At 69.8% G+C, this 24,241-nt stretch carries 28 protein-coding genes; 18 read left to right on the top strand and 10 right to left on the bottom strand.

Features of this window, described 5'->3' with window-relative positions:
* Positions 1–72 precede the first annotated feature (72 nt).
* The 5 genes from Aph01nite_RS20285 (at position 73) to Aph01nite_RS20265 (ending at position 3,966) form a co-directional block, all read left to right on the top strand.
* Positions 73–699: a hypothetical protein gene (locus Aph01nite_RS20285; protein ID WP_204042501.1), complete on the top strand. Its 627-nt coding sequence runs from the start codon at positions 73–75 to the stop codon at positions 697–699.
* Positions 700–830: 131 nt separating this feature from the next.
* Positions 831–1,469: a DUF305 domain-containing protein gene (locus Aph01nite_RS20280; protein WP_204042500.1), complete on the top strand. Its 639-nt coding sequence runs from the start codon at positions 831–833 to the stop codon at positions 1,467–1,469.
* Between the two features lie 157 nt (positions 1,470–1,626).
* On the top strand, positions 1,627–2,244 hold the full coding sequence (locus Aph01nite_RS20275; RefSeq protein WP_204042499.1) for a DedA family protein: 618 nt from the start codon (positions 1,627–1,629) through the stop codon (positions 2,242–2,244).
* The gene (locus Aph01nite_RS20270; RefSeq protein WP_204042498.1) at positions 2,228–3,331 is read left to right on the top strand and encodes a sensor histidine kinase; all 1,104 of its coding nucleotides are present in this window, start codon (positions 2,228–2,230) and stop codon (positions 3,329–3,331) included. The genes Aph01nite_RS20275 and Aph01nite_RS20270 overlap by 17 nt, the downstream gene beginning before the upstream one ends.
* Complete coding sequence (locus Aph01nite_RS20265; RefSeq protein ID WP_204042497.1) at positions 3,322–3,966, top strand: response regulator transcription factor; 645 nt, start codon at positions 3,322–3,324, stop codon at positions 3,964–3,966. The genes Aph01nite_RS20270 and Aph01nite_RS20265 overlap by 10 nt, the downstream gene beginning before the upstream one ends.
* A 3-nt stretch (positions 3,967–3,969) precedes the next feature.
* Here Aph01nite_RS20265 and Aph01nite_RS20260 read toward each other — a convergent pair whose 3' ends face one another.
* Positions 3,970–4,896 (bottom strand): M56 family metallopeptidase, encoded by a 927-nt coding sequence (locus Aph01nite_RS20260; RefSeq protein WP_204042496.1) that lies wholly within the window; start codon positions 4,894–4,896, stop codon positions 3,970–3,972.
* Positions 4,893–5,255, bottom strand: a complete 363-nt coding sequence (locus tag Aph01nite_RS20255; protein WP_204042495.1) for a BlaI/MecI/CopY family transcriptional regulator — start codon at positions 5,253–5,255, stop codon at positions 4,893–4,895. Before Aph01nite_RS20255 ends, Aph01nite_RS20260 begins: the two co-directional genes overlap by 4 nt.
* A gap of 212 nt (positions 5,256–5,467) precedes the next feature.
* On the opposite strand from Aph01nite_RS20255, the gene Aph01nite_RS20250 reads away from it, so the two are divergent.
* From Aph01nite_RS20250 to Aph01nite_RS20220, 7 genes are all read left to right on the top strand, one after another.
* Positions 5,468–6,970 carry a CehA/McbA family metallohydrolase domain-containing protein gene (locus Aph01nite_RS20250; RefSeq protein ID WP_204042494.1) on the top strand — a complete coding sequence of 501 codons (1,503 nt, stop codon included), beginning with the start codon at positions 5,468–5,470 and terminating at the stop codon, positions 6,968–6,970.
* A gap of 97 nt (positions 6,971–7,067) precedes the next feature.
* Positions 7,068–8,087, top strand: coding sequence for a hypothetical protein (locus Aph01nite_RS20245; protein ID WP_204042493.1), 1,020 nt, complete (start codon positions 7,068–7,070; stop codon positions 8,085–8,087).
* A gap of 74 nt (positions 8,088–8,161) precedes the next feature.
* Positions 8,162–8,458 (top strand): hypothetical protein, encoded by a 297-nt coding sequence (locus Aph01nite_RS20240; protein ID WP_204042492.1) that lies wholly within the window; start codon positions 8,162–8,164, stop codon positions 8,456–8,458.
* A 228-nt stretch (positions 8,459–8,686) separates the two neighbouring features.
* Positions 8,687–9,163 (top strand): GbsR/MarR family transcriptional regulator, encoded by a 477-nt coding sequence (locus Aph01nite_RS20235; RefSeq protein WP_204042491.1) that lies wholly within the window; start codon positions 8,687–8,689, stop codon positions 9,161–9,163.
* Between the two features lie 26 nt (positions 9,164–9,189).
* Entirely contained in the window at positions 9,190–9,957 is a 768-nt protein-coding gene (locus Aph01nite_RS20230) for an alpha/beta fold hydrolase (protein ID WP_204042490.1), read from the top strand.
* Between the two features lie 63 nt (positions 9,958–10,020).
* On the top strand, positions 10,021–10,419 hold the full coding sequence (locus Aph01nite_RS20225; protein WP_204042489.1) for a cupin domain-containing protein: 399 nt from the start codon (positions 10,021–10,023) through the stop codon (positions 10,417–10,419).
* 560 nt (positions 10,420–10,979) lie between these two features.
* The gene (locus Aph01nite_RS20220) at positions 10,980–11,612 is read left to right on the top strand and encodes an AAA family ATPase (RefSeq protein WP_204042488.1); all 633 of its coding nucleotides are present in this window, start codon (positions 10,980–10,982) and stop codon (positions 11,610–11,612) included.
* A 286-nt stretch (positions 11,613–11,898) separates the two neighbouring features.
* Here Aph01nite_RS20220 and Aph01nite_RS20215 read toward each other — a convergent pair whose 3' ends face one another.
* Positions 11,899–12,492, bottom strand: a complete 594-nt coding sequence (locus Aph01nite_RS20215; protein WP_204042487.1) for a TetR/AcrR family transcriptional regulator — start codon at positions 12,490–12,492, stop codon at positions 11,899–11,901.
* A gap of 116 nt (positions 12,493–12,608) precedes the next feature.
* Here Aph01nite_RS20215 and Aph01nite_RS20210 point away from each other — a divergent pair, with 116 nt between their 5' ends.
* Positions 12,609–14,264, top strand: a complete 1,656-nt coding sequence (locus tag Aph01nite_RS20210; protein ID WP_507762533.1) for an MDR family MFS transporter — start codon at positions 12,609–12,611, stop codon at positions 14,262–14,264.
* Between the two features lies 1 nt (position 14,265).
* On the opposite strand, the gene Aph01nite_RS20205 is transcribed toward Aph01nite_RS20210, so the two are convergent.
* The 3 genes from Aph01nite_RS20205 to Aph01nite_RS20195 form a co-directional block, all read right to left on the bottom strand.
* On the bottom strand, positions 14,266–15,384 hold the full coding sequence (locus tag Aph01nite_RS20205) for a winged helix DNA-binding domain-containing protein (protein ID WP_204042486.1): 1,119 nt from the start codon (positions 15,382–15,384) through the stop codon (positions 14,266–14,268).
* Positions 15,385–15,495: 111 nt separating this feature from the next.
* Positions 15,496–16,143, bottom strand: a complete 648-nt coding sequence (locus Aph01nite_RS20200; RefSeq protein WP_204042485.1) for a LysE family translocator — start codon at positions 16,141–16,143, stop codon at positions 15,496–15,498.
* Between the two features lie 154 nt (positions 16,144–16,297).
* Positions 16,298–17,308, bottom strand: coding sequence for a DUF3800 domain-containing protein (locus Aph01nite_RS20195; RefSeq protein ID WP_204042484.1), 1,011 nt, complete (start codon positions 17,306–17,308; stop codon positions 16,298–16,300).
* Positions 17,309–17,438: 130 nt separating this feature from the next.
* Between Aph01nite_RS20195 and Aph01nite_RS20190 the strand changes: the two genes are divergently transcribed.
* On the top strand, positions 17,439–17,969 hold the full coding sequence (locus Aph01nite_RS20190) for an NUDIX domain-containing protein (protein ID WP_239161830.1): 531 nt from the start codon (positions 17,439–17,441) through the stop codon (positions 17,967–17,969).
* Between the two features lie 60 nt (positions 17,970–18,029).
* On the opposite strand, the gene Aph01nite_RS20185 is transcribed toward Aph01nite_RS20190, so the two are convergent.
* A complete protein-coding gene (locus Aph01nite_RS20185) occupies positions 18,030–18,497 on the bottom strand; it encodes a molybdopterin-dependent oxidoreductase (RefSeq protein WP_239161829.1) in 468 nt (155 codons plus the stop codon).
* Positions 18,498–18,640: 143 nt separating this feature from the next.
* Between Aph01nite_RS20185 and Aph01nite_RS20180 the strand changes: the two genes are divergently transcribed.
* Positions 18,641–19,027 carry a gamma-glutamylcyclotransferase family protein gene (locus Aph01nite_RS20180; protein ID WP_204042482.1) on the top strand — a complete coding sequence of 129 codons (387 nt, stop codon included), beginning with the start codon at positions 18,641–18,643 and terminating at the stop codon, positions 19,025–19,027.
* On the opposite strand, the gene Aph01nite_RS20175 is transcribed toward Aph01nite_RS20180, so the two are convergent.
* Entirely contained in the window at positions 18,987–19,535 is a 549-nt protein-coding gene (locus Aph01nite_RS20175) for a cysteine hydrolase family protein (protein WP_204042481.1), read from the bottom strand. The two genes, Aph01nite_RS20180 and Aph01nite_RS20175, sit on opposite strands and share 41 nt — an antisense overlap.
* A 64-nt stretch (positions 19,536–19,599) precedes the next feature.
* Here Aph01nite_RS20175 and Aph01nite_RS20170 point away from each other — a divergent pair, with 64 nt between their 5' ends.
* Positions 19,600–20,187: an ArsR/SmtB family transcription factor gene (locus Aph01nite_RS20170; RefSeq protein WP_204042480.1), complete on the top strand. Its 588-nt coding sequence runs from the start codon at positions 19,600–19,602 to the stop codon at positions 20,185–20,187.
* A 125-nt stretch (positions 20,188–20,312) separates the two neighbouring features.
* Here the strand turns inward: Aph01nite_RS20170 and Aph01nite_RS20165 are convergent, their stop codons facing one another.
* A complete protein-coding gene (locus tag Aph01nite_RS20165; RefSeq protein WP_204042479.1) occupies positions 20,313–21,347 on the bottom strand; it encodes a DUF4331 family protein in 1,035 nt (344 codons plus the stop codon).
* 243 nt (positions 21,348–21,590) lie between these two features.
* Between Aph01nite_RS20165 and Aph01nite_RS20160 the strand changes: the two genes are divergently transcribed.
* Together Aph01nite_RS20160 and Aph01nite_RS20155 are read left to right on the top strand one after the other, a co-directional pair.
* Complete coding sequence (locus Aph01nite_RS20160; RefSeq protein ID WP_204042478.1) at positions 21,591–22,202, top strand: SPFH domain-containing protein; 612 nt, start codon at positions 21,591–21,593, stop codon at positions 22,200–22,202.
* A 133-nt stretch (positions 22,203–22,335) separates the two neighbouring features.
* Positions 22,336–23,451, top strand: a complete 1,116-nt coding sequence (locus Aph01nite_RS20155) for a calcium:cation antiporter (protein ID WP_204042477.1) — start codon at positions 22,336–22,338, stop codon at positions 23,449–23,451.
* A 34-nt stretch (positions 23,452–23,485) separates the two neighbouring features.
* On the opposite strand, the gene Aph01nite_RS20150 is transcribed toward Aph01nite_RS20155, so the two are convergent.
* Complete coding sequence (locus Aph01nite_RS20150) at positions 23,486–24,241, bottom strand: SRPBCC family protein (RefSeq protein ID WP_204042476.1); 756 nt, start codon at positions 24,239–24,241, stop codon at positions 23,486–23,488.

Genomic DNA, 24,241 nt, shown 5'->3' with positions numbered 1-24,241 from the left:
TTCCTGGGAGTGGCTTTGTCCGTTGGATTTCGCTAAGGGCGACAGCGTGGCATCCGTTACGATTTTGGTCGTATGAAGTGGGTGCCGGTGATGGCGGTCGTCCTGCTCGCGGCGAGTTGCCAGTGGCATGCGTCGGTGCCCCCGCTGCTTGCCCCCGAGACACCGGTGAATTCGGCGGCGGAAATCGCCGCACGATTGGACGGCCATCGGGCCGAACCTCCCTACCCCGGTAGCGGGCCGCCACCGCTGAACGTCGGCATCGGGCATTGCCCCGCCAAGGACAAGGACGAACTGGCGCCGCCGCAGGATGCTCCCGGCTATTCCACCCGGCTGGGGGCAGCGGAGATCGCCGCCCCTCTCAGCGTCCGGATCTGGCTGACCTCACCCGAAGAAGCCGAGAAGCTGACGAAGGCGACAATGCGGGCGTATGTGCAGTGTTACTCCAGCTCCAGCTGGATGATCAGTCACCACGGCTGGAACGGCGCGGCGATGACGGTGACCGAGCCCACCAGTACGGACAACGGAGACGTGGTCACCTACGCGACGGTGCTGGCCTGGCGCGACGGACTGCTCGCCGAAGCTTCCTGGTGGTGGCCGGTCGACATCGTCAACAGCTTCACCCGCCTGGATCGGGGCCAGCTGGATCGGGGCACCGACGCGGCGAAGGCCGTACTCGACGCGGTGGGCGGCGTCCCCTGACCATTCCGATGGCGGCTTCGGGAGCGCGGCGCTCCCACGCGAATTTCTGATCTTGCCCGGGGAATGGAACGTTCCTAGAACCGGAATTAGCACTGGTCACAGAGCTACCGTTAACAGGAGTCACGCCGCAAATGCACGCACAATCCTCGATCGCCCTGCGCCTCACATCCGCGACGACCGCGGCGGCCGGAGCGCTCGTCCTGCTCACCGCCTGCGTCGGCGGTGGCGATACGGCATCGTCCGGATACGTCCCCACGCCCGCGAACAACACGTGGAGCCCGACGCCCACACCCAGCTCCCCGGCGACCGCCTCCATCAACGACGCCGACGTCTTGTTCGTCCAGATGATGATCCCCCACCATCAGCAGGCCGTCGAAATGGCGCAACTGGCCCAGTCCCGGGCCACCGATCCCGAGATCAAGGAATTGGCCGACGAGATCGAGGAAACCCAGGAGGCCGAGATCGAGACCCTGCGCGACTGGCTCAAGGACTGGGGCAAACCCCTGCCCACCGGCGACATGGAACGCATGCCCGGCATGCCCGGCATGATGTCCGACGAAAAGATGCGCGCCCTACGCGAAGCCAAAGGCACCGACTTCGACAAGCAGTTCACCGAGATGATGATCGCCCACCACAAGGGCGCCATCCAGATGGCCGAGACCGAACAGGCCAAGGGCCGCAACCCCGACGTCAAACGATTCGCGATGTCCGTCGCATCGTCACAACAGGCCCAGATCCTGCAACTCCAGCGAATCCTCGAACGACTCTGACCGCTCACGGCCGGGCACGCCGTACAAGCCAGGCGTGCCCGGCACCATCCACGTGCCCCCGTGACCAGGCTGGACGCATACCTGCGGTTTTCCTCACCCCCAGACCGGCCGTACGCCTCATTCACGCCGTGTCCGGATCGTTCGTAGCCTCTGGGGCATGACAGATTGGCTGATCGCACTGATGGAGAACCTCGGGGAGCCAGGCGCGGGGCTGGCGATCGCGTTAGAGAACCTCTTCCCGCCCCTCCCCAGTGAAGTGATCTTGCCGCTGTCCGGTTTCACCGCCTCCCGGGGCGAGATGGACCTGTTGTCCGTCCTGGTGTGGACGACCGCCGGTTCCGTCGCGGGCGCGCTGGCGTTGTACTGGGTCGGCGCCCTGCTCGGCCGCGAGCGCATGCTGGCCCTGGCCGCCAGGATCCCGCTGATCAAAGTCTCCGACGTGACCAAGACAGAGGAGTGGTTTCACAGGCACGGCCGCAAGACGGTGTTCTTCGGCCGGATGATCCCCATCTTCCGCAGCCTGATCTCCGTCCCCGCCGGAGTGCAGCGGATGCCGCTGGGCATCTTCACCCTGCTGACCACCGCCGGCAGCGCCATCTGGAACACCATCTTCGTGATGGCGGGGTTCGTGCTGGGCGAGAACTGGTCGCTGGTGGAGACCTACGTCGGCGTCGGCAGCAAAGTGGTGATCGCCCTGGTGGCGCTGGCCGTACTGGTGTTCGTGGGCGTACGGCTGGGCGAACGGCGCAAGGGGCGGCATGCGGCTCGCCGCTGAGGGGCTTCGCCTGCTGGGTTCGGTGTCCCTGGGCACGGTCACCGCCCTGCTCGGTTCCGTCCTCATCCCGCTGGCGCTCCCGTTCGCCGGTCGCCGGGCCGTGCAGGCGGCGGTCCGGCGCGTAGCCGTACTGGAGGCGCGCCGTCTGCGGCTGGACCCCGCCATGCTCCGGCTCGACGCGGACCGCTCCGACGGGCAGGAGTTGCGCTATCTGGCGGCGCGGGTGCCGCTCGGCGTGCTCGGCGGCCTGGTGCTCACCCTGCTCTGGGCCGGCGTCTCCACCGCCGTGGGCCTCACCTGGTCGTGGAGCAGAGGGCTCCCCTTCGACGGCATGGAGCCGAGCGCGCCCCTGATCGCGTACATCGGCCTGGCGGGTCTGGTTCTGCTGTTTCTGGATCTGACGGGACTGATGGGGGTGGACGCGCTGGAGCGGCGCCTGGCCGTACGGATGCTGGCCCCGGACCCCACGGAGGCGCTTCGGCGGCGTATCACCGAGCTGGCCGAGAGCCGCGCGGGCGTGCTGGCGGCGGTCGACTCCGAACGCCGCAGGATCGAGCGGGACCTGCACGACGGGCTGCAGCAGCGCCTGGTCGCGCTGTCCATGCTGGTCGGCCGCGCCCGCCGGGGACGCCCCGAGCTGCTCGCGCAGGCGCACGAGCAGGCGCAGCTGGCACTGGCCGAACTGCGGGAGGTCGCCTGGCGGGTGTACCCGTCGGGCCTGGACTCCCTCGGTCTGGGCGAGGCGCTGGCGGGCGTCGCCGAACGTTCCGGCGTCCCGGTCAAGGTCACCTACGACCTGTCCGTACGCCCTCCGGACACGGTGGAGACCGCGGCGTACTTCGTGGTGAGCGAAGCGGTGACCAACGCGGCCAAGCACGCCCAGGCCGCCTCGGTGACGGTAGAGGTCCGCGAACAGGACACCATGGTTGTCGTGCGAGTACGGGACGACGGGGTGGGCGGGGCTAGCGCGACCGGCGGCGGGCTGTCGGGGCTGGCCCGGCGGGTGGCCGCGCTGGACGGCCGTTTCACGGTGACGAGCCCGCCCGGCGGGCCGACCACGATCGTCGCGGAGCTGCCATGCGGGTGATCCTGGCCGAGGACTCCACCCTGCTGCGCGAGGGCCTGGTCCGGCTGCTGGTCGAGGAGGGCCACGAGGTGCCCGCGGCGGTGGGCGACGCCGACGCGCTGGTCGCCGCGGTGGCGGAGCACGAGCCCGACGTGGTGGTGGTGGACGTGCGCATGCCGCCCACCCACACCGACGAGGGCCTGCGCGTGGCCCTGGAGCTCCGGCGGCACCGCCCGCATGTCAAGGTGCTGATCCTGTCGCAGTATGTGGCGAAGACGTACGCGACCGAGCTGATGAGCACGAACGTGGAGGGCATCGGCTACCTGCTCAAGGACCGCGTGGCGCAGGTGGGCGACTTCCTGGACGCGCTGGAACGGGTGGGCTCCGGCGGCGTGGCCTTCGACCCCGAGGTGGTACGGCAACTGCTCGCCCGTACCAGCCACGCCGACCCCCTCGCCAAGCTTACCGCCCGCGAACGCGAGGTACTGGAACTGATGGCACAAGGCCTGACGAACGCCTCGATCGCGCAAGCCCTGTACGTCTCGCAGAGCGCCGTCGAGAAACACGTCAACGCCCTGTTCGACAAACTCGCGCTGTCCCAGACGACGGGTTACAGCCGCCGCGTCCTGGCCGTCCTGCGCTACCTCGGCTCCTGACGCCTACGGGCACAGCAGCGGCGCCACCAGGATCGCCACCGGCCCGCTGAGCAGCGCGCATCCGACCAGGTAGACGGCCGGGGAGACCCAGCGCGACCTCGGCCGGACGCCGCTCAGCAGGCGTTCCACCCGTTCGGCCGCCGCACGACCGGCCAGCTCCATCACCCCGGGCACGGGCTCGCGAACCGCGCTCAAACGCACGATGGCGTGGGCCAGCTCCAGGCTGCCGTGCGCGCGCCTGGCCTGATCGTCGGCGAGCAGTTCCAGCAGGACGGGAACCGCCTCCCGCGCCCGCCGCGCCGCGGGCAGCCAGGGAAAGGCCCTGGCCAGCGCGATGAACGGCAGAAGCAGCAGGTCGTGACGTCCACGCAGGTGGGCGCGCTCGTGCGCCAGGACCGCCTGGAGCTGCCCGTGATCGAGCAGGTCCAGCGTGCCACGGCTGAGCACGACCCGCGCCGCCGTCCCCGGCACGCAGTACGCGACGGGCCGCGTGACCGGCAGGACGTACGCGTCGTGCTCCTCGGAGTGGTCGGCGAGCACGTCGAGGAGCAGCCGCTGGCGGCGCTGCTCGGCGGCGGCCTTCAGGCGAGCCGTCACCGTGTTCGCCACCAGCCACGGCACCAGGGCCACGGAGCAGACGAAGACCGCGATGTGCGCGGCGCTCATGCCGGCGAGGCCGCGGCCGGTGAGGAGATGCCGCGCGAGCGTGTGCAGGCTGTGCGGGAAGGCGGCGGCCAGCGGCGCCACGGCCGCCACCAGACCGGCCCCGACCACGCCCAGCCCGCCCGCGAGGGCGGCGGCCTGCCACAACGCCAGCGCGGCGCGCGGATGCTCACGTGTCCACCGCGCCCCCGCCAGTACGGCGGCGAGCCTCCCGCCGAACAGGATCGGCAGCGGGGCGGCGCCGGCGGCGATCAGCCACGGTGTCACCGCTTGTCCCGGTCCTGTTCGTGCGCCCGCAGGGCCGCCCGGAGCGCGGCGGTCACCTCGGGCGGGACCGTGCCGACGAACCGCATGACCGCCGCCTCCACGTCGCCGGCCTGGTCCAGCGCGGCGCGCATGGTCTCGGCCACGAAGGCGTCCCTGTCGGTGGTGGCCCGGTAGAGGTGGGCGCGTCCCTCCCGGCGGCGGGAGACGAGGTCCTTGTGCGTGAGCCGTACCAGCACGGTCAGGACGGTGGTCAGCGCGGGCTTGGACGGGAGGGAGTCGGCGAGCTGCTGGGCGAACAGCCCGCCGGGATGCCGCCACAGCGCCTCCATGATCGAGCGCTCCAGGTTGCCGAGCCGCATCGTGCACCCTCTCCGGTTCCGCCTCCGCCGACCAAGAGGGTACGCGATCCGCGTTCGCGCAGCTGACGGGCCCACCCCCGCGAAGCTCTACGGAAAGTAGAAGTTCCGACGTGGTTCTCAGTCGTCCCGATCCTCGTTCATGTCGCGTTCAGCGTGCCCTCCGAGACTCGCCGGTTGGCACCCCCCATGGACAGCGCGCGAAAGGCGTCACCATGAAGAAGAAGCACAACGAAGAGGCCGAGGGCGCGGCGATCTCGCGTCGTCAGCTCGTCAGATATGCCGGCGTCGGCGCGACGCTGGTAGCGGCCAGCCCGCTCGTGGCCGTCGGCCCCGCGGCGGCCCACGACAACGACCACGACGACAAGGTCAAGCCCGGCGACTCCCGCAACCGGATCTGGCGCGCCGGCGACCACCACGTGCACTCGGAGTACAGCGGCGAGTTCGACACCTCGGCCAACCCGCCGACGTTCCACAAGGGCGCCGACGCGGTCTACCCGATCGTCACCAACGCGATCATGGCCAAGCACTTCGGCCTCACCTGGGCGATGTGCACCGACCACGGCGGCCCGACGCACTCGAAGGTCAACCTGGAGCAGGCCTACCCCGACCTGCTGCGCTCCCGCGTCCTGGTGCCCGAGGTGCTCCAGTTCTGGGGCATGGAGTTCGACGCTCCCGCCCTGGACCACCACACGCTGATGATCCCGCACCACAGCGGTGAGGCGCAGCAGTTGTTCGAGCTGGAGAGCCGGTTCGCCAAGAACGACCCCTTCCCCGCCGATCCCGGCCGCAACACCGAGGCCAAGATGATCGAGTTCCTGTCGGCGGCCAAGTCCATGCCGCACAAGCCTCTCGTCATCGCCCACCACACCTCCCGTTCGGCCACCGGCCTCGGCGTGTACGGCCAGGACACCCCCCGTGAGTTCCGCAACGGCCACAACGTCGCCCCGGAGATCTACGTCGGTTTCGAGGGCGCACCCGGTCACCAGGCCGGCCCGCTCGCCGGCGGCGCCCGCGGCGGGTACGGCAACCACCCGACGTACGGCGGCTTCGACCAGATGACCGCGCGCGTGGGCGGCCTCTGGGACTCGCTGCTGGGCGAGGGCCGGCGCTGGTGGATCACCGCCACCTCCGACTCGCACGTGCACTGGACGCGCGGCGGCTCCGACTTCTGGCCGGGCGAGTACAGCAAGACCTACGTGCACGCCCGCCAGGACTACGCCGACATCATGGACGGCCTGCGCAACGGCCGCATCTGGGTCACCACCGGCGACCTGATCACCAGCCTGGACCTGACCGCGAGCAGCCAGGGCCGCGAGGCCGCCATGGGCGAGACCATCACCCTCAGCCGCCGCAACCGCGGCGACGTCGAGATCGAGATCAGGTTCCGCCCGCCGCAGGGCGCCAACGCCAACGGCGACCGCCCGCAGGTCCGCCGCGTCGACCTGATCGTCGGCCAGATCACCGGCCCGAACGCCGACCTCGACGCCGACACCAACCCCACCACCAAGGTCGAGGCCCGCTTCGGCCCCCGCGACTGGCGCAAGCAGGGCCAGGAATACGTCATCCGCCACACCCTGCGCAACGTCGAAACCGACATGTACGCCCGCGTCCGCGGCACCAGCACCGACGAGGCCGAGCCCCTCGCCGACGGCCAGGAGAGCCCCTGGGGCGACCTCTGGTTCTACTCCAACCCCGTTTTCGTGCAGTTCCGCTGAACCCCGGCGTTCCAGCCTGGCCCTCTCCCCACGGAGGGGACCAGGCCCCCGTCGTGACCCGAATGTTTTGTCGGCGGCGTCTGCAATGGTGGCCGCCATGGTCTTCTTCATCTACCGCAGCTTCTACGAGGGGCCGCTCAGCAAACTGGTGCGGCATTTTCCCGATGCCACGGTGCTCGACTGGTTCCGCAGGGTGTGGGACGACGCGGGAGCGGATGACGCCTACGCGTGGGTCGAGCGCGAATTCGGGACGAACGTCTACGGTCTGCACACGATCTTCGAGAGCGGGCTGCCCGCTCCCGAGAGCATGCCGGAACTGCGCGAACTGCTGGAGAAGCATCTGTACGTCGAGCAGGAACTGCGGGTCGACGAGCACAGCGTGCGCGTGCTCACCGATGACGACGAGGTGGACCTGGCCTACTTCTTCGTGGACGACGCTCTCGTGGCCGCCGAGCCCGACCGCTGGGCCTACCTCCTGCACGAGGGCTGGGAGTTACCCTTCGACGGCTCCCCCGCCGGTGGTGTGTTCGTCCCTCCGCAGCCGCCCGCCGCGCTCACCTCCGCGCCGCCGGGCGGCGAGGGAGTCACCTATGCGGTCGTGCTGACCTTCTACGCGAGCGGCGACAGCATCGGCTGGTGCCCGCCGTACTCGTTTCCGGGTGTCCGGCTGCCGCGGCTCGCGGCGGCGCTGCGGGCGTCCGGCGATTCGCTCAGCGAGTGGCCTGGCGAACTGCTCGTCCTGCGCGCGCTGGTGGCTCCCGGAGAGGGTGAGCTCAGGCCCGCGCTGGAGCGCTGCAACCGGTGGCCGATCTTCGGGGAGGAGGCGTCCGAGACCTTCGGCGCTCATGCGCAGGCGCACGAGACCGCCCTTCGCCGGGTGGAGGCGTTCGAGCCCGCCCATGGCCGTGATCCGGAGCGCACCCTCATCCGGCAGGGTGAACACGTGGCCCAGATGTCGATCCATATCGACTCCTTCTTCGGCTACCAGCAGTGGTTCTTCTTCGACGATGTCTGGGCCTCCGCGCATCCCGATCTGGCCACGTCGCTGTTGCACTACGGCGCTCACTGGGATCCCCGCTGTTCGCGTGGCCACGGCTACTACACGGATCCCTGCTGATCGCGAGTACGGCTGTTCTGCGGCAGGGACGCACGCAAGATCGAATGTCGGTGTGGGGCGGCATACTGCCGGGCATGGGGTCCGAGGTCCTGCGCCACTACCGTGAGCTGCTGCGAGACGTGCCGGAGCTTTCGCAGAGCATCTTCCTGACGGCGATTCAGCCGGTGGGGGAGCCGCTTGGCGTCGCCGACATCGCCGGGCGGCTGGGGCGGAGTGCGGCGGATCTGGAGAAGCGGCCGATCGATCTGATGGAAGAGCGTGAGTGCATCCACATCGGTCAGGTGGGGTCGTCGTTCCTCCTGCTGGAGCCGGTGGGTTTCGCGGGGGCGCGACCGGAGGTGCTGCGGCGGTTGAGCTCAGCGGATCAGTAGGCGTTCGCGAGGAGAGCTGGGCGCTCACCGCAAGGGCCCTCATCACCTGACCCGGCCTCGACTCCGCTGTTGCGCACCATCAGCGCGGTGGCGGTGGCCACGGCTCCTCATCACCTGACCCGACCTCGACTCCGAACTGCGGGCGCGTTCGCAGCTACGCCAGATTGGCGGTCTTGGTTGAGATGACACTTATTTGTGTCATCTCAGTTTTTGTGGTTATATTGGGGTATGCAGTCATCTGAAGAGCTCGAGTTCGCGGATCGTGTCGCCGACTTCTACGCACGGGAGTACGGTTTTCCGCCCGTGGCCGGTCGGCTGCTTGGGTACCTGCTGATCTGCCAGCCCCCGGCGCAGACGATCGCGGAACTGAGCGAGGCGCTGCTCGCGAGCCGCAGCGCGATCACGGGGGCGGTCGCGCTCCTGGCCGGGCACAACGTGGTGCGCCGGTCGCGGTCGGCGGGGCAGCGGGTGGATTACGTCTCGCTTGACCGGCGGGCGCTTGACCCTACAGGGTTCGCGGGTGCGACCTACCTGGAACAGGCCGCGCTCGCGCGTACCGCGCTCGAACTGCTGAAAGACGGCTCCTCCGAGCGGCGGTCGATGCTCGAAGAGGGAGCCGCGTTCTACGAGTTCCTCGCCGCGCGGATGCCCGTGCTGCTGGCCGAATGGCACGCGGAACGCGATGCCCGCGGTTTTCGCCACTGATCAGTCCATGACGAAAGGGTCCTCCCATGTCCCGAGAATTCACCGTCCCCGCAGGCGACACCACCCTCCATGGCGTCGACACTCCCGGGCCCGAGCCCGCGCTGCTCTTCCTGAACGGCGGCTTCGCCACCCAGCGGCACTGGAAGCGTCTCCTCCAGCGGCTGGGCGGGAGGTACCGCACGGTCACGTTCGACGCGCGGGCGCGCGGCAAGTCGGGCACCTCCGCGGACTACTCCGTCCAGAGCGCCGCCGATGACGTCGGGCGGGTGATCGACGCGGCCGGTCTCGATCGGCCGGTTCTGGTCGGCTGGTCGCACGGGGCGACGCTCGCGGTGCGTTACGCCGGCGAGCAGCCGGAGCGGGTCCGCGGGCTCGTCCTCGTCGACGGCGCCTACCCGGTCTCCATGTTCGACGACGCGGGCAAGGAGGGTGTGCGCAATCAGTTCCGCCGGCTGGGGTGGCTCATGCGCTTAATGTCCGTCTTCGGGCTCTCCGCCAGGATGACGCCCGCCCAGAGCGCCGAGGTCGTCATCGAGATGGACGCCTTCAACGGTGAGCTCGACTACGCCGCCCTGCGGGTTCCGGCCGCCTTCGTCGTGGCCAGCGGTACGCACTCCGGTGCCACCGAGCAGGAACTGACCATGATGCGCGCCAGCACCGCCGAGGCGACGGCGGGCAATGAGCGCGTGACCGTCTTCGCGACCGCGCCCAGCAACCACGTGCAGCTCCCCGTCAAGGACGCCGACCTCGTGATCGCCGCGATCGAGAACATCGTCGAACGATCGAACCACTAACGCTCTACCGATATGGCCGGAAAACATCCATGCTGTTCCTTTGATCGGTACGGAGGAGAGTGGATGCCCCGGCCCATGGACGACAAACTGCTCCCGGTCAGAACGGACGCCGTCGCCCCCGACGGATCCCACGTCCGCCTGCTCTGCGAAACCGGCGGCGGCAGCATGGCCCACTTCGAACTCGGCCCCGGACAGGTGTCCCGCCCGGTACGCCACCGCACCGTCGAAGAGATCTGGTACGTCCTCAGTGGCCTCGGCGTAATGTGGCGCCGCGAGCCCGACGGCTCCGAACGCGAAACCGACCTGCGCCCCGGCCTCGCCCTCACCATCCCAACCGGCACGTCCTTCCAGTTCCGCAACACCGGCCGTACGCCACTGGAAGCCGTCGGCGTCACAATGCCACCCTGGCCCGGCGAAAACGAGGCCATCCCAGCAGAAGGCCCTTGGCCACCATCGGTTTAAGCGCTGTCAGCGTGGACCTGCCAGGTTCGCGCCGTTATCCGGCGCCGTTCACGCAGGTGACGCCCCTCGCCGCACCGGGCCAAGAGCGGCTCGGCCAGCCCGGCAAAAGTTCCAGGGACCTACCAACATGGACCAGACGCCGGGCCCGCGCCGTTATCCGCCGCCGCTAACGCAGATGACACCCCTCATCGCACCGGCGCCAAGAGCGGCTCGGCCAGCCCGGCAAAAGTTCCAGGGACCTACCAACATGGACCAGACGCCGGGCTCGCGCCGTCATCCGCCGCCGCTAACACAGATGACAGCCCTCATCGCACCGGCGCCAAGGGCTCGGCCAGCCCAGCACAGGTTCCAGGGACCTACCAACATGGACCAGACGCCAGGTTCGCGCCGTTATCCGGCGCCGCTAACGCAGATGACAGCCCTCGCCGCACCGGCGCCAAGGGCTCGGCCGAGTTGGCAGGGTTCGGAGATGCTGTGGGACCGGGGGCGTGTCGCCGTCAGGAATGAAGGTCCTTGTCTTGAGCGGAGCACGAGAGCCCGGGTTCTCGTAGGGTTTGGGCGTGCTTTTGTGGATCAATGGGCCGTTTGGTGGGGGGAAGACGCAGACTGCGCATGAGTTGCAGCGGAGGTTGGCTGGGAGTGTCATCTGTGATCCGGAGCATGCGGGTTTCGGGCTGCAGCGGATGATGCCGCGACCGTTGCGGGGGGACTTTCAGGATCTTCGGGCGTGGCGGCAGGGTGTGCGTGAGGTGCTGGAGTTGGTGCTCGCCCGGCATGAGGGGCCGGTTATCGCGCCGATGACGGTGGTGGAGCCGGGTTACTTTCGGGAGATCGTGGGGCGGCTTCGGGATGGTGGGCATGATGTGCGGCACTTCGCGTTGATGGCGGAGCGGGAGACGGTGCTGCGGCGGTTGCGGGAGCGCGGGTTCGGCCGGGCCATGCAGTTCGTGGCGGGGAAGGCGGGTTCGCTGCGCTTCGAGAGTTTCGCCGTCGCCAAGCTTGACCACTGCCTGGAGCGGCTGCGCGGAGACGAGTTCGCCGAGCACGTGTGGACGGACCGTCTCACGATTCCGCAGGTCGCCGAGCATGTCGCCGCTTCGGCGGGGCTGACGCTCACCCCGAACACCGACAGCGCGCTGCGCGGGTACGCGCGCCGGGCCTGGACGGGGATCAAACACATCCGGCTGAGCTGAGCGAAGGCCAGGCGAAACGTTCGCCCGCCTCAGCAGGCGCTTCGGGGACGAGCACCGTGACACCAGCCGAACGGAGGTCAGCCCTTCTCCGGTCTCGGTCAAAGCTTCGCGTATGAGCGCCGTCAGACTGAGCCAAGCGAAGGCCAGGCGAAGCGGTCACCCCTCTCGGCCCATGCTTCGCGGACGAGCGCCGTCAGACTGAGCCAAGCGAAGGCCAGGCGAAGCGGGCGCCTGTCTCGGCCCATGCTTCGCGGACGAACACCGTCAGACTGAGCCGAAACGGGGGTCAGGCGAAGCGGGCGCCGGTTTCGGCTAGGGCCTCGTGGATTAGGGCTGTCAGGGAGGTTCCGGGGGGCTGGTCGAACCAGGTGTGGGTGGCTACGCGGATGGCGCCCAGGAAGGCGGCCGCCAGGAGGCGGGCTCGCATGGGGGACGTGGCGGAGTCCGGGAGGCGGGTGGCGATTTCGCTTTCCAGGTCGCGTTCCATCGCCGCGTAGGTGGCTACCTGTTGGGCCAGCAGGGAGGGGTGGCTGCGGATGAGCCGGGCCGGGGCGGCCCAGGCGGGGTCGCGGTCGGAGGCCGGTAGGGGGAGGTCCTCGACGCTGCGGGTGAGGGCAAGCCACGGGGTTTCGTCCCGGGGGCGGGAGCGTACCGCGTCCAGGAGTTGGTGGACGCGTCGGCGTTCGCCGTAGAGCAGGGCCTCCTCCTTGCTGGAGAAGTAGTTGGAGAAGGTCCGGCGGGACACGGTGGCGGCGTCGGCGATCACCTCGATCGTGACCGCGTCCAGCCCGCGCTCGATGGCGAGCCGGAGGGCCGCTTCGTGCAGCGCCTGCCGGGTCGCCTCCTTCTTGCGTTCCCGTAAACCCACCGGTGTGGTCACAGCCCGTATCGTACGGCAAAGTCCGCAATGTTCCCAATGGGAAAACTTGCCCAATGAGAACGAATTGCCCAATACTGGTGCGCGCACAGCACTACGTGAAGGGTGATCGTCGCCGGATGAGCGCACACAGGAAGACCAGAGTCCCCCCGTCCGCGGACGGACCGATGAGCCACCGGCAGATACTCGAAGCCCTCAGCGGCCTCCTGCTCGTCCTCTTCATCGCCCTGATCAGCTCGACCATCGTGTCCACGGCCCTGCCGAGGATCATCGGCTCACTCAACGGCACCCAGGGGCAGTACACGTGGGTGGTCACCGCGACCCTGCTCACCGCGACGGCGGCGACGCCCATCTGGGGCAAGCTGGCCGACCTGTACAACAAGAAGGCGCTGGTGCAGATCGCCATCGTCGTCTTCTTGGTCGGGTCGCTGGTCAGCGGCTTCGCCCAGAACACCAGCCAGCTCATCGCGGCCCGCGCCTTCCAGGGCCTGGGGGTCGGCGGCCTGCAGGCGCTGGTGCAGGTCGTCATCGCGGCGATGATCCCGCCACGGGAGCGGGGCCGCTACAACGGCTACCTGGGCGGGGTCATGGCCGTGGCCACGGTCGCCGGTCCGCTGCTGGGCGGGCTCATCGTGGACACGTCGTGGCTGGGCTGGCGGTGGTGCTTCTTCGTGGCGGTGCCGTTCGCCGTCATCGCGCTGGTCGTGCTGCAGAAGACCCTGCACGTCGGGACCGTACGGCGGGAGAATGTCAAGATCGATTATTTGGGCGCCGCGCTGATCGCCGCAGGAGTCAGCGTGCTGCTGATCTGGGTGTCGTTCGTGGGCGGGTCGTTCGCGTGGGGGTCGTGGCAGACGGCGGCCATGGTCGGCGGGGCCGTGGTCGTGCTCGTGCTCGCGGTGTGGGTGGAGTCGCGGGCGGCCGAACCGGTGGTGCCGCTGGCCATCGTCAAGAAGCGCACCACGGCGCTGGCGATCGTGGCCAGTCTGGCCGTCGGCATGGCCATGTTCGGCGGGGCGGTGTTCCTCGGCCAGTACTTCCAGATCGGGCGCGGCTACACCCCGACCGAGGCCGGCCTGCTCACCATCCCCATGATGGTCGGCGTCATGGCGGCGTCCACCGTGTCAGGGCTGCTGATCACCAGGACGGGGCGCATCAAGCCGTACATCGTGACGGGGACGATCGTGCTGGTCGCGGGGTTCGCGGGGCTGGCGACCATCGACCATCAGACGCCGCTGGTCTTCGTCAGCGGGTTCATGCTGCTGGTCGGGGCCGGGGTGGGCATGTCCATGCAGAATCTCGTGCTGGCGGTGCAGAACACGGTGACGTTGCGCGACATCGGGGCGGCCAGTTCGTCGATCGCGTTCTTTCGGTCGCTCGGGGGGACCGTCGGGGTGTCGGTGCTGGGGGCGGTGCTGGCGAACCGGGTCACCGACCTCATCACCCAGCACCTGGCCGCGACCGGCGTTCACGCGTCGGGGGGCGGGTCCAGCACGCTCAACCTGAACGCGCTGCCGGCGGCGATGCAGACGATCGTGCGCGAAGCCTACGGGGATGCCACCGGTGACATCTTCCTCATTTCGGCGCTCATCGCGGTGGTAGGCATTGTGGCGGCCGTGTTCATGCGGCCGACGCCGCTGCGGACCAGCCTCGATGCGCCCTCGGAGGCACCCGCGCCGGAGCCGGAGCCGGAGCCGGAGCGGCTGGTGAAGGTCGGTGCGGGGCATCCCGCGCACGCGGCGTCCGGGCATTACGCGCCCCGGCACCGGCACTGAGTCATCCGGTCTGTACGGCGACGCGCAAGCTCGTGCCGAGAACGGCGCCCAGATGTTCCGCCTCTTCCTCGATCGCCCGCCGGGAGACCGGCCCGGCCTCCGTGAACAGGACGACGTCGAGGGTGCCGCTGTCGGTGGTCCAGGTGCCGGCGACACGTCCGCCGGAGAGGACCACCGGGGAGATCCAGCCGGCGGTTTTGCTGATCTCGGCGCGGCGGTTGGCGGCGATGATCTGGGTGTTGGCGGTTCCGGGGCCCAGGACGTACTGGTCGAAGGCGGGGAGCAGGCGGACGTCGGTGGTCGGGGTGGCGGCGGCGAGGTCGTCCAGGTCTTCCGTCCGGGCGTACGCCGGTTCGCCGTCCACTTCCACGTGGGTGAGCGTCCCGGACTGTTCCAGGTCGGCGAACCAGGACTTCAGGTGGGCCTTCTTCGACATGCCCCGGGTCAGCCACTGGTCGAACAGCGCCATCGAGGCCGGGCCGAAGGCGCCCAGGTAGGTGGGGATGACGGTTCTGGCCGCTTCCTCGGGGGCCGGGAGGCCGGTCCAGCCGGGTAGGTAGGTCTCGGGGCTGGTGAAGGTGACGCGGTTGCCGTCGGAGGGGCCGTAGACGAGGTAGCCCTGCCAGGCCAACGGCTTGAGGACCGTGCCCCAGCCGGAGCGCAGGTGTTCGGCGATCTGCTCGTCGCCGGTCTTGCCGATGATCTGGGCGGTGAGTTCCTCGCGGGTGAGGAGGTTGCCCGGGAGGACCTCGCGGGCGGCGTCGGTGATCGCGGCGAGTTGGTCGACGGTGACGTAGACGCGTTGCCAGGAGCCTCGTTCCCAGGTGCGGGGAGCGGCCATGAGGGACAGGTAGGCCGGGGCGTCCTCCGTGGTCAGGAGGTGCAGTGTGCCGCGCATCGCGGAGGTTTTCACGATCGTACGGTCGTGGAGCCGGTCGGCGACGCCGGTCGGGTCGGGGGTGCCCCGGCGGACTGCGACGGCGTGCTGGGCGCTGGAGGCGACCTGCGCTTGCACGCCGCAGAGTCGTTTGATGATGGTCGTCGTCTCGGCACTGGGCGGACGGTCCAGAAACTGCCGCCGCATTCGCCAGGACAGCACCTGTTCCGTCGTCAGCTTCATCGCGAGACCTCCCGGGTCGATCACGGCTGACAGTACACATGGTCGAGACGCACGGCATTTCGGATGTTCGGGGCACGTCTCATCTCGCGCAAGCGAACCCCGAACTCGGGCTCATGGGGTGGCCACGACTGCGCGGGAACGGTCGGTCGCCAGTTTGACCGCGAAGACGCCGAGCACGGTGCCGGTGACGTAGCGCTGCGCGCGGAGCCAGGATGGGCGGGCTCCGAGGAAGGTGGCGAGCGCGCCCGCGGTGAAGACGATCAGCAGGTTCACGGCCATGCTCACGGTGATCTGCACGGTGCCCAGGATGAAGCTCTGCATCATCACATGGCCTGCCGACGGCTCGATGAACTGGGGCAGCAGGGAAAGATAGAGCACGGCCGCCTTCGGGTTGAGCAGGTTGGTGACCAAGCCCATGGTGAAGAGCCGGGACGTCGAATCGGGGCGCAGGTCGCCGGGTTCGAAGACCGAGAGGCCGCCTGGGCGCAGGGTCTTCCAGGCGAGATAGAGCAGATAGCCGGCGCCGGCCAGTTTGATCGCCGTGTAGGCGGCCGGGACCAGGGCGAACACCGCGGTGAGACCCAGGCAGGTGGCCGTCAGGTACGCGAGGAAGCCCACGACCACGCCGGTGAGTGAGACGAGGCCGGCCCGGCGGCCCTGGGTGATCGACCGTGACACCAGATAGACCATGTTGGGTCCAGGAGTGAGCACCATGGCCAGTGCCACCAGGGCGATTCCCGCCAATGCCTCGTAACTCATCGCGCCCCCTTCGCGTCGGCACCAGCGTAAAGGCAGGGTCCGACAAGAGCCGAGCCAGATCGCACGTCGCCCGTCGCGCTGGAGCAGGGCGAACGGGCGGCGTCCGCCGACTTCGCCCTGCAGATGATCGAAAGCGCCGAACACGTCACCTTCCTCACCCCGGCCCGGCCGACGGCCGGCGACTGACACCGGCGGGCAGGCCCAGAATGGGGAGGGTCCGGGTGCTTCCCCAGATCGAGGATTCGTCGATGTAGGGCTGGATCAGTTCGGTCAGTTCCCGGTCGGCCCGGCCGGCCAGGACCTCTGAGGTGATCTTCCGGGCGATTCCCGCCAGGAAGTCGGCGACCTGGATGCGGGCGTCGTCACGCGAGTCGGCCAGGCGGAAGCCGATCAGGCGGGTGCCCGAGGGGCGGGGCGGGTGGTCGAACAGGGTTCTGAGCTCGGCTATCCGCTCCTCGGTCAGGGCGGTCTGCTCGTCGTGGACGATGGAGACGAGCCTGCCGCCCCGGCCCCAGTGGCGGACCGCCTGGGTGATGGCGGGGATCAGCGGGTCCAGCACCGGCGTTCTCGGGGGTTCGTGAACTCCGTCGAGGTATTCGGTGATGCGCGGCCTGGCCGCCGGCAGCGACTTCATGATCTCGGCGGCTGGGCCGTCGGCGCCGGTACGGAGGGTTTCGACCAGGTCGAAGAAGGGGCCGGCCGGGATCTTGGCTCGGACGAGGTCGTTGAACGACCACAGGAATCCGGCCCATCCGGCCCGGCCGAAGGCGGGTTCGCCCTCGTGGTAGAGCGTGACGGCCAGGTCGCGGGCGGTCTCCGGGTCGTCGGTGAGCAGGCCGGTCAGTTTGCTCAGGGCGAAGAACGTCTTGTCGGTCAGGAAGACGCCGGCGTTCCCGTGGATCGGCCCGGTGGGGGCGAGCAGCCAGGTGAGGACCGCGCGGTGCTTCCCGCGGAGGAAATGGTTGGCCTTGTACTCCTCGGCGGGGGACCGGATTCTCTCGCGGGCCTCCTGGATGCAGGCCGCCGCCGACTCCATGGGCAGGCACACGCTGGCGTGCGCGAACACGTCGGTGTTCCCGCCGATCAGCTTCTCCCCCTCCGACCCGGACTCGTCGCAGGCGATCTCGACGAGCCGGTCCGTATGGTCATGGTGGTCGTGCCGCATGCGATCTGTCCCCGTGGGTGGTCGGCGGAGCGTGAACCGGTCACGCACCCGCCGCAAGAGTCCCAGGTTATGGGGTTTCGTCGCCATTCGTTTCCTTTGCCGGGGTGGGGTCCTCGGGTACCTTCCTGTCGTGGGAACCGATCAAGAGAACACCCTCCCGGCCTGGTACGCGGCACTGCCGGCCACCATCGCCGCCGCCGGAGTGCTGTTCTTCGACGAATCCGGCCGCGTGATGCTCGTACACACCAGCTACAAGGACGACTGGGACATCCCCGGCGGCATGATCGAAGTGGATCGCGGTGAGACGGCACTGCAGGCGGCCCGCCGCGAGGTGGGCGAGGAACTCGGATTGAACGCCGAACTCGGGCCGCTCCTCAGCATCGACCAGCGGCCCGCCGCCCCGGACCGGCGTCCCCTGATCGCCTTCATCTTCGACGGCGGCACGCTCGGCCCCGAGGAACTGGGCCGCATCCGCTTCCTCGACAACGAGATCACCGAGACGCGCTTCTGCACGGCCGACCAGGTCGCCGAACTGGCGCCCTCACCCCTCGCGAGGCGGATCGCCGCCTCCGTGGCGGCCAAGGAGACGGCCGCGCCCGTTCCGATCCTGCTGAGCCACGGGTATCTGCCGCAGCCGTTCGCCTCAGACCTCGCCCTGTAGGGCCATCGCCAGCTCGGCGAACTCATGGAGCAGCGGGCTGCGGCGTGCGCCGTTCTGAGGTCAGCCCGGGAACCTGGCCGCGCGGAGGCGCGCGAGCTGGATCTCGGCGATCCCGCTGATGTTCCGGGCGCCGCAGCGGTCGCCCGGCACGACCAGGTGCGGACCCTGCTCGTCGAGTGCCCGCCCGTCCATGGACACCCCGAGCAGGACCTGGGTGTTGCCGAACTCCGGATCGATCTCTCCCCAGGACAGCACGGCATGGTGACCGTCCGCGCCGAAGACCGAGACCAGGAACCGGAGCCTGTCCTTGCGTTCGCCAGCCTCGAACAACGGCTGGGCCGCGTGGACGACGTCGATGAGCAGCGGCCCGGCGAAACGATGCCTCCGCAACCCGGAGGTACTGCATTCGAAGCTCACCGCCGTCTCCCGCTGCGGCAACTCCCGCAGATCCGCCACGGCCAGGGAGGCCGGGGCCCGCACGTCACCCGTCAGGCGCATCCGGCCGGCATGAATGGTCGTGGGCTCCACCAGGCTCTCCTCGAGGTCTTACCCCTGCTTTCCCACCCATTGACCAACCAACACCTCAAGCCAAGGATTACACCGCATAACCATCGCATATGCCAGGTAATCCGCCCGAATCCATCGCAACCCAGGTGCGGGATCATGGGAGTATGGCGAACACCGACGCGGCGTACCCTCTCCGGCTCTTCTCGTACGGCACCCTGCGGGACCCCAACGTGCAGCGGGCCAACTTCGGCCGCCTGCTGGACGGCCAGGCCGACGTCCTTCCCGGCCACGAACTGGCCATGGTGGAGATCACCGACCCGGACGTGGTCGCCGTCAGCGGCATGGCCGTGCACCCGATCGTCCGCCCCACCGGCGACCCCCGCGACGGAGTCGAGGGCACCGTGTTCAGCGTCTCCGCCGCCGAACTGGCCGCCGCCGACGAGTACGAGGTGGATGACTACGTCCGCGTCCAGGTGGTTCTGCGCTCGGGCCTGGAAGCCTGGGTGTACATCAGTTCCGCAGCGCTGGAAGACCCTCCAGCGCACCCGTGACAGCGCTGACGGAGAGCAGGTTGACGCCGATGCCCGCCATCTCCGCGCGTCCGGTGTCGTGCAGGCGGGAGGTGGCGTCCTCGGCCAGCACCAGCCGGTAGTCCCGCTCGCTGGCCTCCACCAGGGTCGCCCGCGGGCAGTTGGGGAAGTTGCAGCCCGCCACGACGAGGGTGTCGACGTCCCAGCCCCGCAGGAGCTCGTCGAGCCGGGTGCGGTAGAACGCGCCCCAGCGCGGCTTGAACAGCGCATATTCACGTTCGGCCAACTGCTGCGGACGTCCGGACAGCAGCAGGCCGGGGTCCAGCCGCGGAGCTCCCGGCGGCAGGAGCGGCCCGGCGATGGCGCTGCCCTCGCTCCCGGGGGCGGCCACCCGCGCCCCCTCGGCCAGCAGCGTACGACGGACCAGGTCGGCGTCCTCACCGCCCGGGTGGTACAGCCGGACGACGTGCACGACCGGCCGCCCGGCCGCGCGGAAGGCCGGGTTCCGGCGCGCGTCGGGTCGTGCCACGGCAGCCTACGCTTCCGGCCACCGAGCCACCTACAGATTTATTTGTCGGATGTAGCCTGCAGTCATGCAGGACATCGCCGTGATCGAGGACCCGGCCGCCGCCGAGGTCTCGCTGGCTCCCATCCGGGCCCGGCTGCTGGCCGAGCTGAGCGAGCCCGGCTCCGCGACCATGCTCGCCGCCAAGGTCGGCCTGCCCCGGCAGAAGATCAACTACCACCTGAAGACGCTTGAGGCGCACGGGCTGGTGGAGATGGTCGAGGAGCGGCGCAAGGGCAACGTCAACGAGCGCATTATGCGGGCGACCGCGGCCTCGTACGTGATCTCCCCCACCGCGCTGGGCTCACTGGAGCCGGACCCGGCCCGCTCCCCCGACCAGCTGTCGGCGAGCTGGCTGCTGGCGGTGGCCGCCCGGCTGGTCCGCGACGTGGGCGCGCTCATCTCCGGGGCCGCGAAGGCGCGCCAGCGAGTGGCGACCTTCGCGATCGACGGCGAGATCCGCTTCGCCTCGGCGGCCGACCGGGCCGCGTTCGCCGAGGAGCTGACGAGAACGGTCACGGCGCTGGTGTCCAAGTACCACGACGAGTCCGCGGAACGTGGCCGCGACCACCGGATCGTCGTCGCCGTCCACCCCAGCATGAAGTCCGCCACCTGAGATCCCCCTTGTGCAGGGAACCCGATGACGCACCCGTTCGAGCTTGGCGTGCTCGGCCACCAGAACTTCGCCGGCCGCGAGGAGCAGGCCGCCTGGGAGGCGTGGATGGCCGGACGTTTCGGCGGTCAGCGAACCATCGGGACGTACGGGAAGGTGTGGGTGGGCTTCGAGGTGACCGACTCCTTGGTGAGGCCGATCGTCACGGGTGTGTTGGCGGCGAAGGAGAACATGACGTCCGGCGCGTTGTCGGTCAGTGAGCGGCCGTTCCACTCGGCGAAGCCGTACACGGCGTGGGTGCCCAGGGTGTAGGGCAGGACGTTGGGGAAGATCCGGCTGACGACGCTCTGCGCGTACGAGCCAGCGTCCTCGGCGGTGCCGCAGGCGCCCACGACGCCCGCCACCATGTCGGCGACGATCTTGCCGTGGAGGGCCAGGTCCTCGGCGGGCGCGTTGAGGTTGAGCCGGTCGCCGAGGTCCTCGTCGAACTGGGTGAAGAGCGGGTGGATCATCGGGTGGCCGGCCCGGTTGACCGGGCGCAGGCCGCCGTCGTCGGTGGCCAGGCTGGTCAGCGCCCACACGCCGACCTCGCGGCCGGGCCCGGCGACCGGCAGCAGTTCCCGGTCGCCGATCTCCAGGACGATGGCGTAGATCGTGTGCCCGGCGAACGGGTTCTTCGCCTGGGCCGGGTTCCAGTCCGACAGGTCGATGGCGGTCCCGGTGTGGAAGGCCCTGCCGACGGCGTGCAGGACGTGGGGCTCGATCCAGAACGGGTCCCCGGCCTCCCCGGCCCACACCCGTCCGCCGCCGTCCACCTCGGAGACCGTCCCGGTACGGCCTTCGGCGATCAGCTCACCACCGGCCGAGTCGTCCCGGGCCTCCGTGCCCGTCAGGCGGTGGAGCCGGAAGGCCTGGTGGCCGTGCTCGTCGTGGGCGTCGAAGGTGAAACGGTAGGTCAGGTCCTCGACGGCGTCGCCGTCACCATCGATCTTGATCTCGTACCGTCCGTCCGGGTGCAGGCCCCGGGGGATGTCCTGGCCGGCGAACGAGTGGCTGTGGCCGGTGACGAAGACCGTGCCCCGTTCGCCGCGGAAGACGTACAGGTCGGTGATGTCCAGGCGGGGGTCCTGGCGGGCGAGGGGTGAATCGAGATGGTGAGACATGCCGTCCTCGCAGGTGTCCTCGCGGGCGTAATCTCCAGGATCGCGCGACGGGCCGCGCCGGGGGTTATGACCAGGCGATATTTCCGGATATTTCCCCCAAGTCCGACAGATCGGCGACGGTCACAAACCCCTACCCACTGTGACCATGTGCATGTCGCAGCCCCGCGCAGATGGGTGCTGGACCCAATGGTTTCCTTTGTCCGTTTCGCCGAAACTGGGAGCAGACCGAGAAGGGAGATGACGATGTTCGGATACGTCCTGCCGGCAGCCACCGGCACTCCCCTGGTCTGGGGCCTGGTCGCCGGGCTGGTCCTGGCCGTGCTCGCGGCCGGCGCCGTACGGGTCGTGCCGCTGGGGCAGCGCCTGGTGGTGTTCCGGTTCGGGCGTCCCGTCGCCGTGAAGGGCCCCGGTCTGGCCGCCGTGCTGCCGGGCGCCGACCGCGACGTACGGGTCCCGCTGGGCGCCACCCGTCTCGACCTGCTCTGGCTCGACGCCGTCACCCGGGACGAGGTCGCGGTGACCGTCAACGGCACCGGCCTGGCCTCGGTGACCGACCCCATCGCGTACGCGGACAATCCGGCCTCCACGGGCGCGGCCACCCTGGCCGTGGCGGAGGCCGAGGTCCGCGCCTACGTCGCCACCCGCGACCTGGCGGAGCTGACCCGCCCGGCCGAGGACGACCTGGACGGCCTGTCGGCCAGGATCAGCGCACGCACCCGCCGGTGGGGAGTCGAGGTCACCGTCATCGAGTTCTCCCGCGTCGAGGTACGGCTCAAAGCCGACCTGATCCGCTGGGCGGAGCGGTACGCGGCCCGCGCCGAGCACGCCGCCGTCCCGGCGGGGCGAGACAAGTGATTGCCATTTGACGATCAGTCCTTGCCGGTCAGGCCACCCGTCCGCGCCTCCGGGTGACGAGATAATCCGGGCGTCGTCCACCGCACCCGAAAGGCCCGCCTTGACGCCGCCACCAGTCGCCTCGCCTGGTCCGTTGCCGCATCGTTCCACCATCGCCGTGCCGCTGCTCGCCCTGGCGGCCCTGGTCGCGGTGTGGGGGCGCGAGCTGCCCGCTCCGGTCGAGATCGTCGTGGTGGCGCTGCTGGCCGGTTCCGTGCTCGCCGCGGTGCACCACGCGGAGGTGGTCGCGCACCGGGTCGGGGAGCCGTTCGGCTCGCTGATCCTCGCCGTCGCCGTGACGATCATCGAGGTCGCCCTGATCATCACCTTGATGCTGTCGGGCGGCCCGGGCACCGCGTCGCTGGCGCGCGACACCGTGTTCGCCGCCGTCATGATCACCTGTAACGGCATCGCCGGGCTGTCGCTGCTGGTCACGGCGCTGCGCCGGCGGGTGGCCGTGTTCAACCCCGAGGGCACGGGCGCGGCCCTGGCCACCGTCATCACCCTCGCGGCGCTGAGCCTGGTCCTGCCCACCTTCACCACCGGCGCGGCCGGTCCCGAACTCACCGGCCCTCAGCTGGTGTTCGCCGCCGTCGCCTCGCTGGTGCTCTACGCGCTGTTCGTGGTGGTGCAGAACGTGCGGCACCGCGACTACTTCCTGCCCGTCGCCCGTACGGGCAGGCACGCCCCCGACAACGAGCCGACGGCCGACGACCTGGAGGCGTCCGCGGACGAGCACGCCGACGCCCCCACGCCGCGCGCCGCGCTGTCCAGCCTGCTGCTGCTCGTCGCCGCGCTGGTCGCCGTGGTCGGGCTGGCCAAGGTCGAGTCCGGCACCATCGAGTCGGTCGTCACCGGCGCCGGGCTGCCGCAGGCCGTGGTCGGCGTCGCCATCGCCCTGCTGATCCTGCTGCCGGAGACCCTGGCCGCGGTCCGCAACGCCCGCCGCGACCGGGTGCAGATCAGCCTCAACCTGGCGCTCGGCTCGGCCATGGCCAGCATCGGCCTGACCATCCCGGCCATCGCGATCGCCTCCATCTGGCTCGAAGGGCCGCTGCTGCTCGGCCTCGGCCCCACCCAGATCGTGCTGCTCGCGCTCACCGCGGGCGTCGGCGTCCTGACCGTCATGCCCGGCCGCGCCACCGTCCTGCAGGCCACCGTGCACCTGTCCATCTGCGCGGCGTTCCTCTTCCTCGCCGCCTACCCCTGAGCGTGACGATGCCGGCCGGCCCAGGGGTTATGCCTCACCGGTCCGCTCCGTCCCCGGCCAGCGCCGCGGCGAGCCACTCGCCCCAGACGCGCTCGGCGGTCTCCGCGTCCACGTCGCCGAAGAGGTGGTGGCCGGTAAGGATCATCCCGCCGCCGCCGACGAAGCGCAGCAGCGCGTCCTCGGTGCGCACGCCCAGGAAGGTCGGCGCCAGCACCGTGTCGACCACGCCGTCGATCCGCTCGCCCCCGGCCGTGAAGTGCGCCTCGTCGCCCTCGCGGACGTCCTTGGACAGCCCGGCGGCGCGGGTGACCGCCGTCCAGGCCGTGTCCTGGTCGGGCTGCGGCGAGCCGAACACGGTCACCGGCACGCCCGTACGGCCGGGGAAGTGCTTGAGGTACTGGGCCAGGGAGCGCAGGTAGAGGGGGTTGCCCTTGCGGAGCGCGTCGTACTGGGCCTCCCAGTCACCGGCCAGGACGCCGCTGTGGACCATGCGCAGCGTGGCCGCGGAGCCGCCGCGGCCCTCGATGAGGTACTCGAAGGCCATGAAGGAGCCGTCCTCGGCCGGTTCGGCGCGGTGGGCGAAGCGGCGGCCGGGCTCCCACGCGGTGATCGTGGACCCGCCGGAGAAGCCGGGCATCGTCATGTGGGTGGCGCCGCCCTCGCGGGGCTCGATCTCGTTGCGGCCCATGAACCAGGAGTCGATGCCCGGTCCGGTGGCGATGGCCTCCCAGACCTGGTCGGGGGTGGCCTCGAGCTCGACGTCGTGGATCAGCTCAAATTCGTGCGACAT

The organism is Acrocarpospora phusangensis, assembly GCF_016862995.1.
Taxonomy (GTDB): domain Bacteria; phylum Actinomycetota; class Actinomycetes; order Streptosporangiales; family Streptosporangiaceae; genus Acrocarpospora; species Acrocarpospora phusangensis.
Note: the sequence above shows the minus strand (reverse complement) of the source record. Positions and strands in the feature narration are given on the sequence as shown.

Bases quoted from the DNA above. Each gene is read 5' to 3' on its own strand.
- Aph01nite_RS20285 (WP_204042501.1), top strand. From the start codon at position 73: ATGAAGTGGGTGCCGGTGATGGCGGTCGTCCTGCTCGCGGCGAGTTGC.
- Aph01nite_RS20280 (WP_204042500.1), top strand. From the start codon at position 831: ATGCACGCACAATCCTCGATCGCCCTGCGCCTCACATCCGCGACGACC.
- Aph01nite_RS20275 (WP_204042499.1), top strand. From the start codon at position 1,627: ATGACAGATTGGCTGATCGCACTGATGGAGAACCTCGGGGAGCCAGGC.
- Aph01nite_RS20270 (WP_204042498.1), top strand. From the start codon at position 2,228: ATGCGGCTCGCCGCTGAGGGGCTTCGCCTGCTGGGTTCGGTGTCCCTG.
- Aph01nite_RS20265 (WP_204042497.1), top strand. From the start codon at position 3,322: ATGCGGGTGATCCTGGCCGAGGACTCCACCCTGCTGCGCGAGGGCCTG.
- Aph01nite_RS20255 (WP_204042495.1), bottom strand. From the start codon at position 5,255: ATGCGGCTCGGCAACCTGGAGCGCTCGATCATGGAGGCGCTGTGGCGG.
- Aph01nite_RS20250 (WP_204042494.1), top strand. From the start codon at position 5,468: ATGAAGAAGAAGCACAACGAAGAGGCCGAGGGCGCGGCGATCTCGCGT.
- Aph01nite_RS20245 (WP_204042493.1), top strand. From the start codon at position 7,068: ATGGTCTTCTTCATCTACCGCAGCTTCTACGAGGGGCCGCTCAGCAAA.
- Aph01nite_RS20240 (WP_204042492.1), top strand. From the start codon at position 8,162: ATGGGGTCCGAGGTCCTGCGCCACTACCGTGAGCTGCTGCGAGACGTG.
- Aph01nite_RS20235 (WP_204042491.1), top strand. From the start codon at position 8,687: ATGCAGTCATCTGAAGAGCTCGAGTTCGCGGATCGTGTCGCCGACTTC.
- Aph01nite_RS20230 (WP_204042490.1), top strand. From the start codon at position 9,190: ATGTCCCGAGAATTCACCGTCCCCGCAGGCGACACCACCCTCCATGGC.
- Aph01nite_RS20225 (WP_204042489.1), top strand. From the start codon at position 10,021: ATGCCCCGGCCCATGGACGACAAACTGCTCCCGGTCAGAACGGACGCC.
- Aph01nite_RS20210 (WP_507762533.1), top strand. From the start codon at position 12,609: ATGAGCGCACACAGGAAGACCAGAGTCCCCCCGTCCGCGGACGGACCG.
- Aph01nite_RS20205 (WP_204042486.1), bottom strand. From the start codon at position 15,384: ATGAAGCTGACGACGGAACAGGTGCTGTCCTGGCGAATGCGGCGGCAG.
- Aph01nite_RS20200 (WP_204042485.1), bottom strand. From the start codon at position 16,143: ATGAGTTACGAGGCATTGGCGGGAATCGCCCTGGTGGCACTGGCCATG.
- Aph01nite_RS20195 (WP_204042484.1), bottom strand. From the start codon at position 17,308: ATGCGGCACGACCACCATGACCATACGGACCGGCTCGTCGAGATCGCC.
- Aph01nite_RS20180 (WP_204042482.1), top strand. From the start codon at position 18,641: ATGGCGAACACCGACGCGGCGTACCCTCTCCGGCTCTTCTCGTACGGC.
- Aph01nite_RS20170 (WP_204042480.1), top strand. From the start codon at position 19,600: ATGCAGGACATCGCCGTGATCGAGGACCCGGCCGCCGCCGAGGTCTCG.
- Aph01nite_RS20165 (WP_204042479.1), bottom strand. From the start codon at position 21,347: ATGTCTCACCATCTCGATTCACCCCTCGCCCGCCAGGACCCCCGCCTG.
- Aph01nite_RS20160 (WP_204042478.1), top strand. From the start codon at position 21,591: ATGTTCGGATACGTCCTGCCGGCAGCCACCGGCACTCCCCTGGTCTGG.
- Aph01nite_RS20150 (WP_204042476.1), bottom strand. From the start codon at position 24,241: ATGTCGCACGAATTTGAGCTGATCCACGACGTCGAGCTCGAGGCCACC.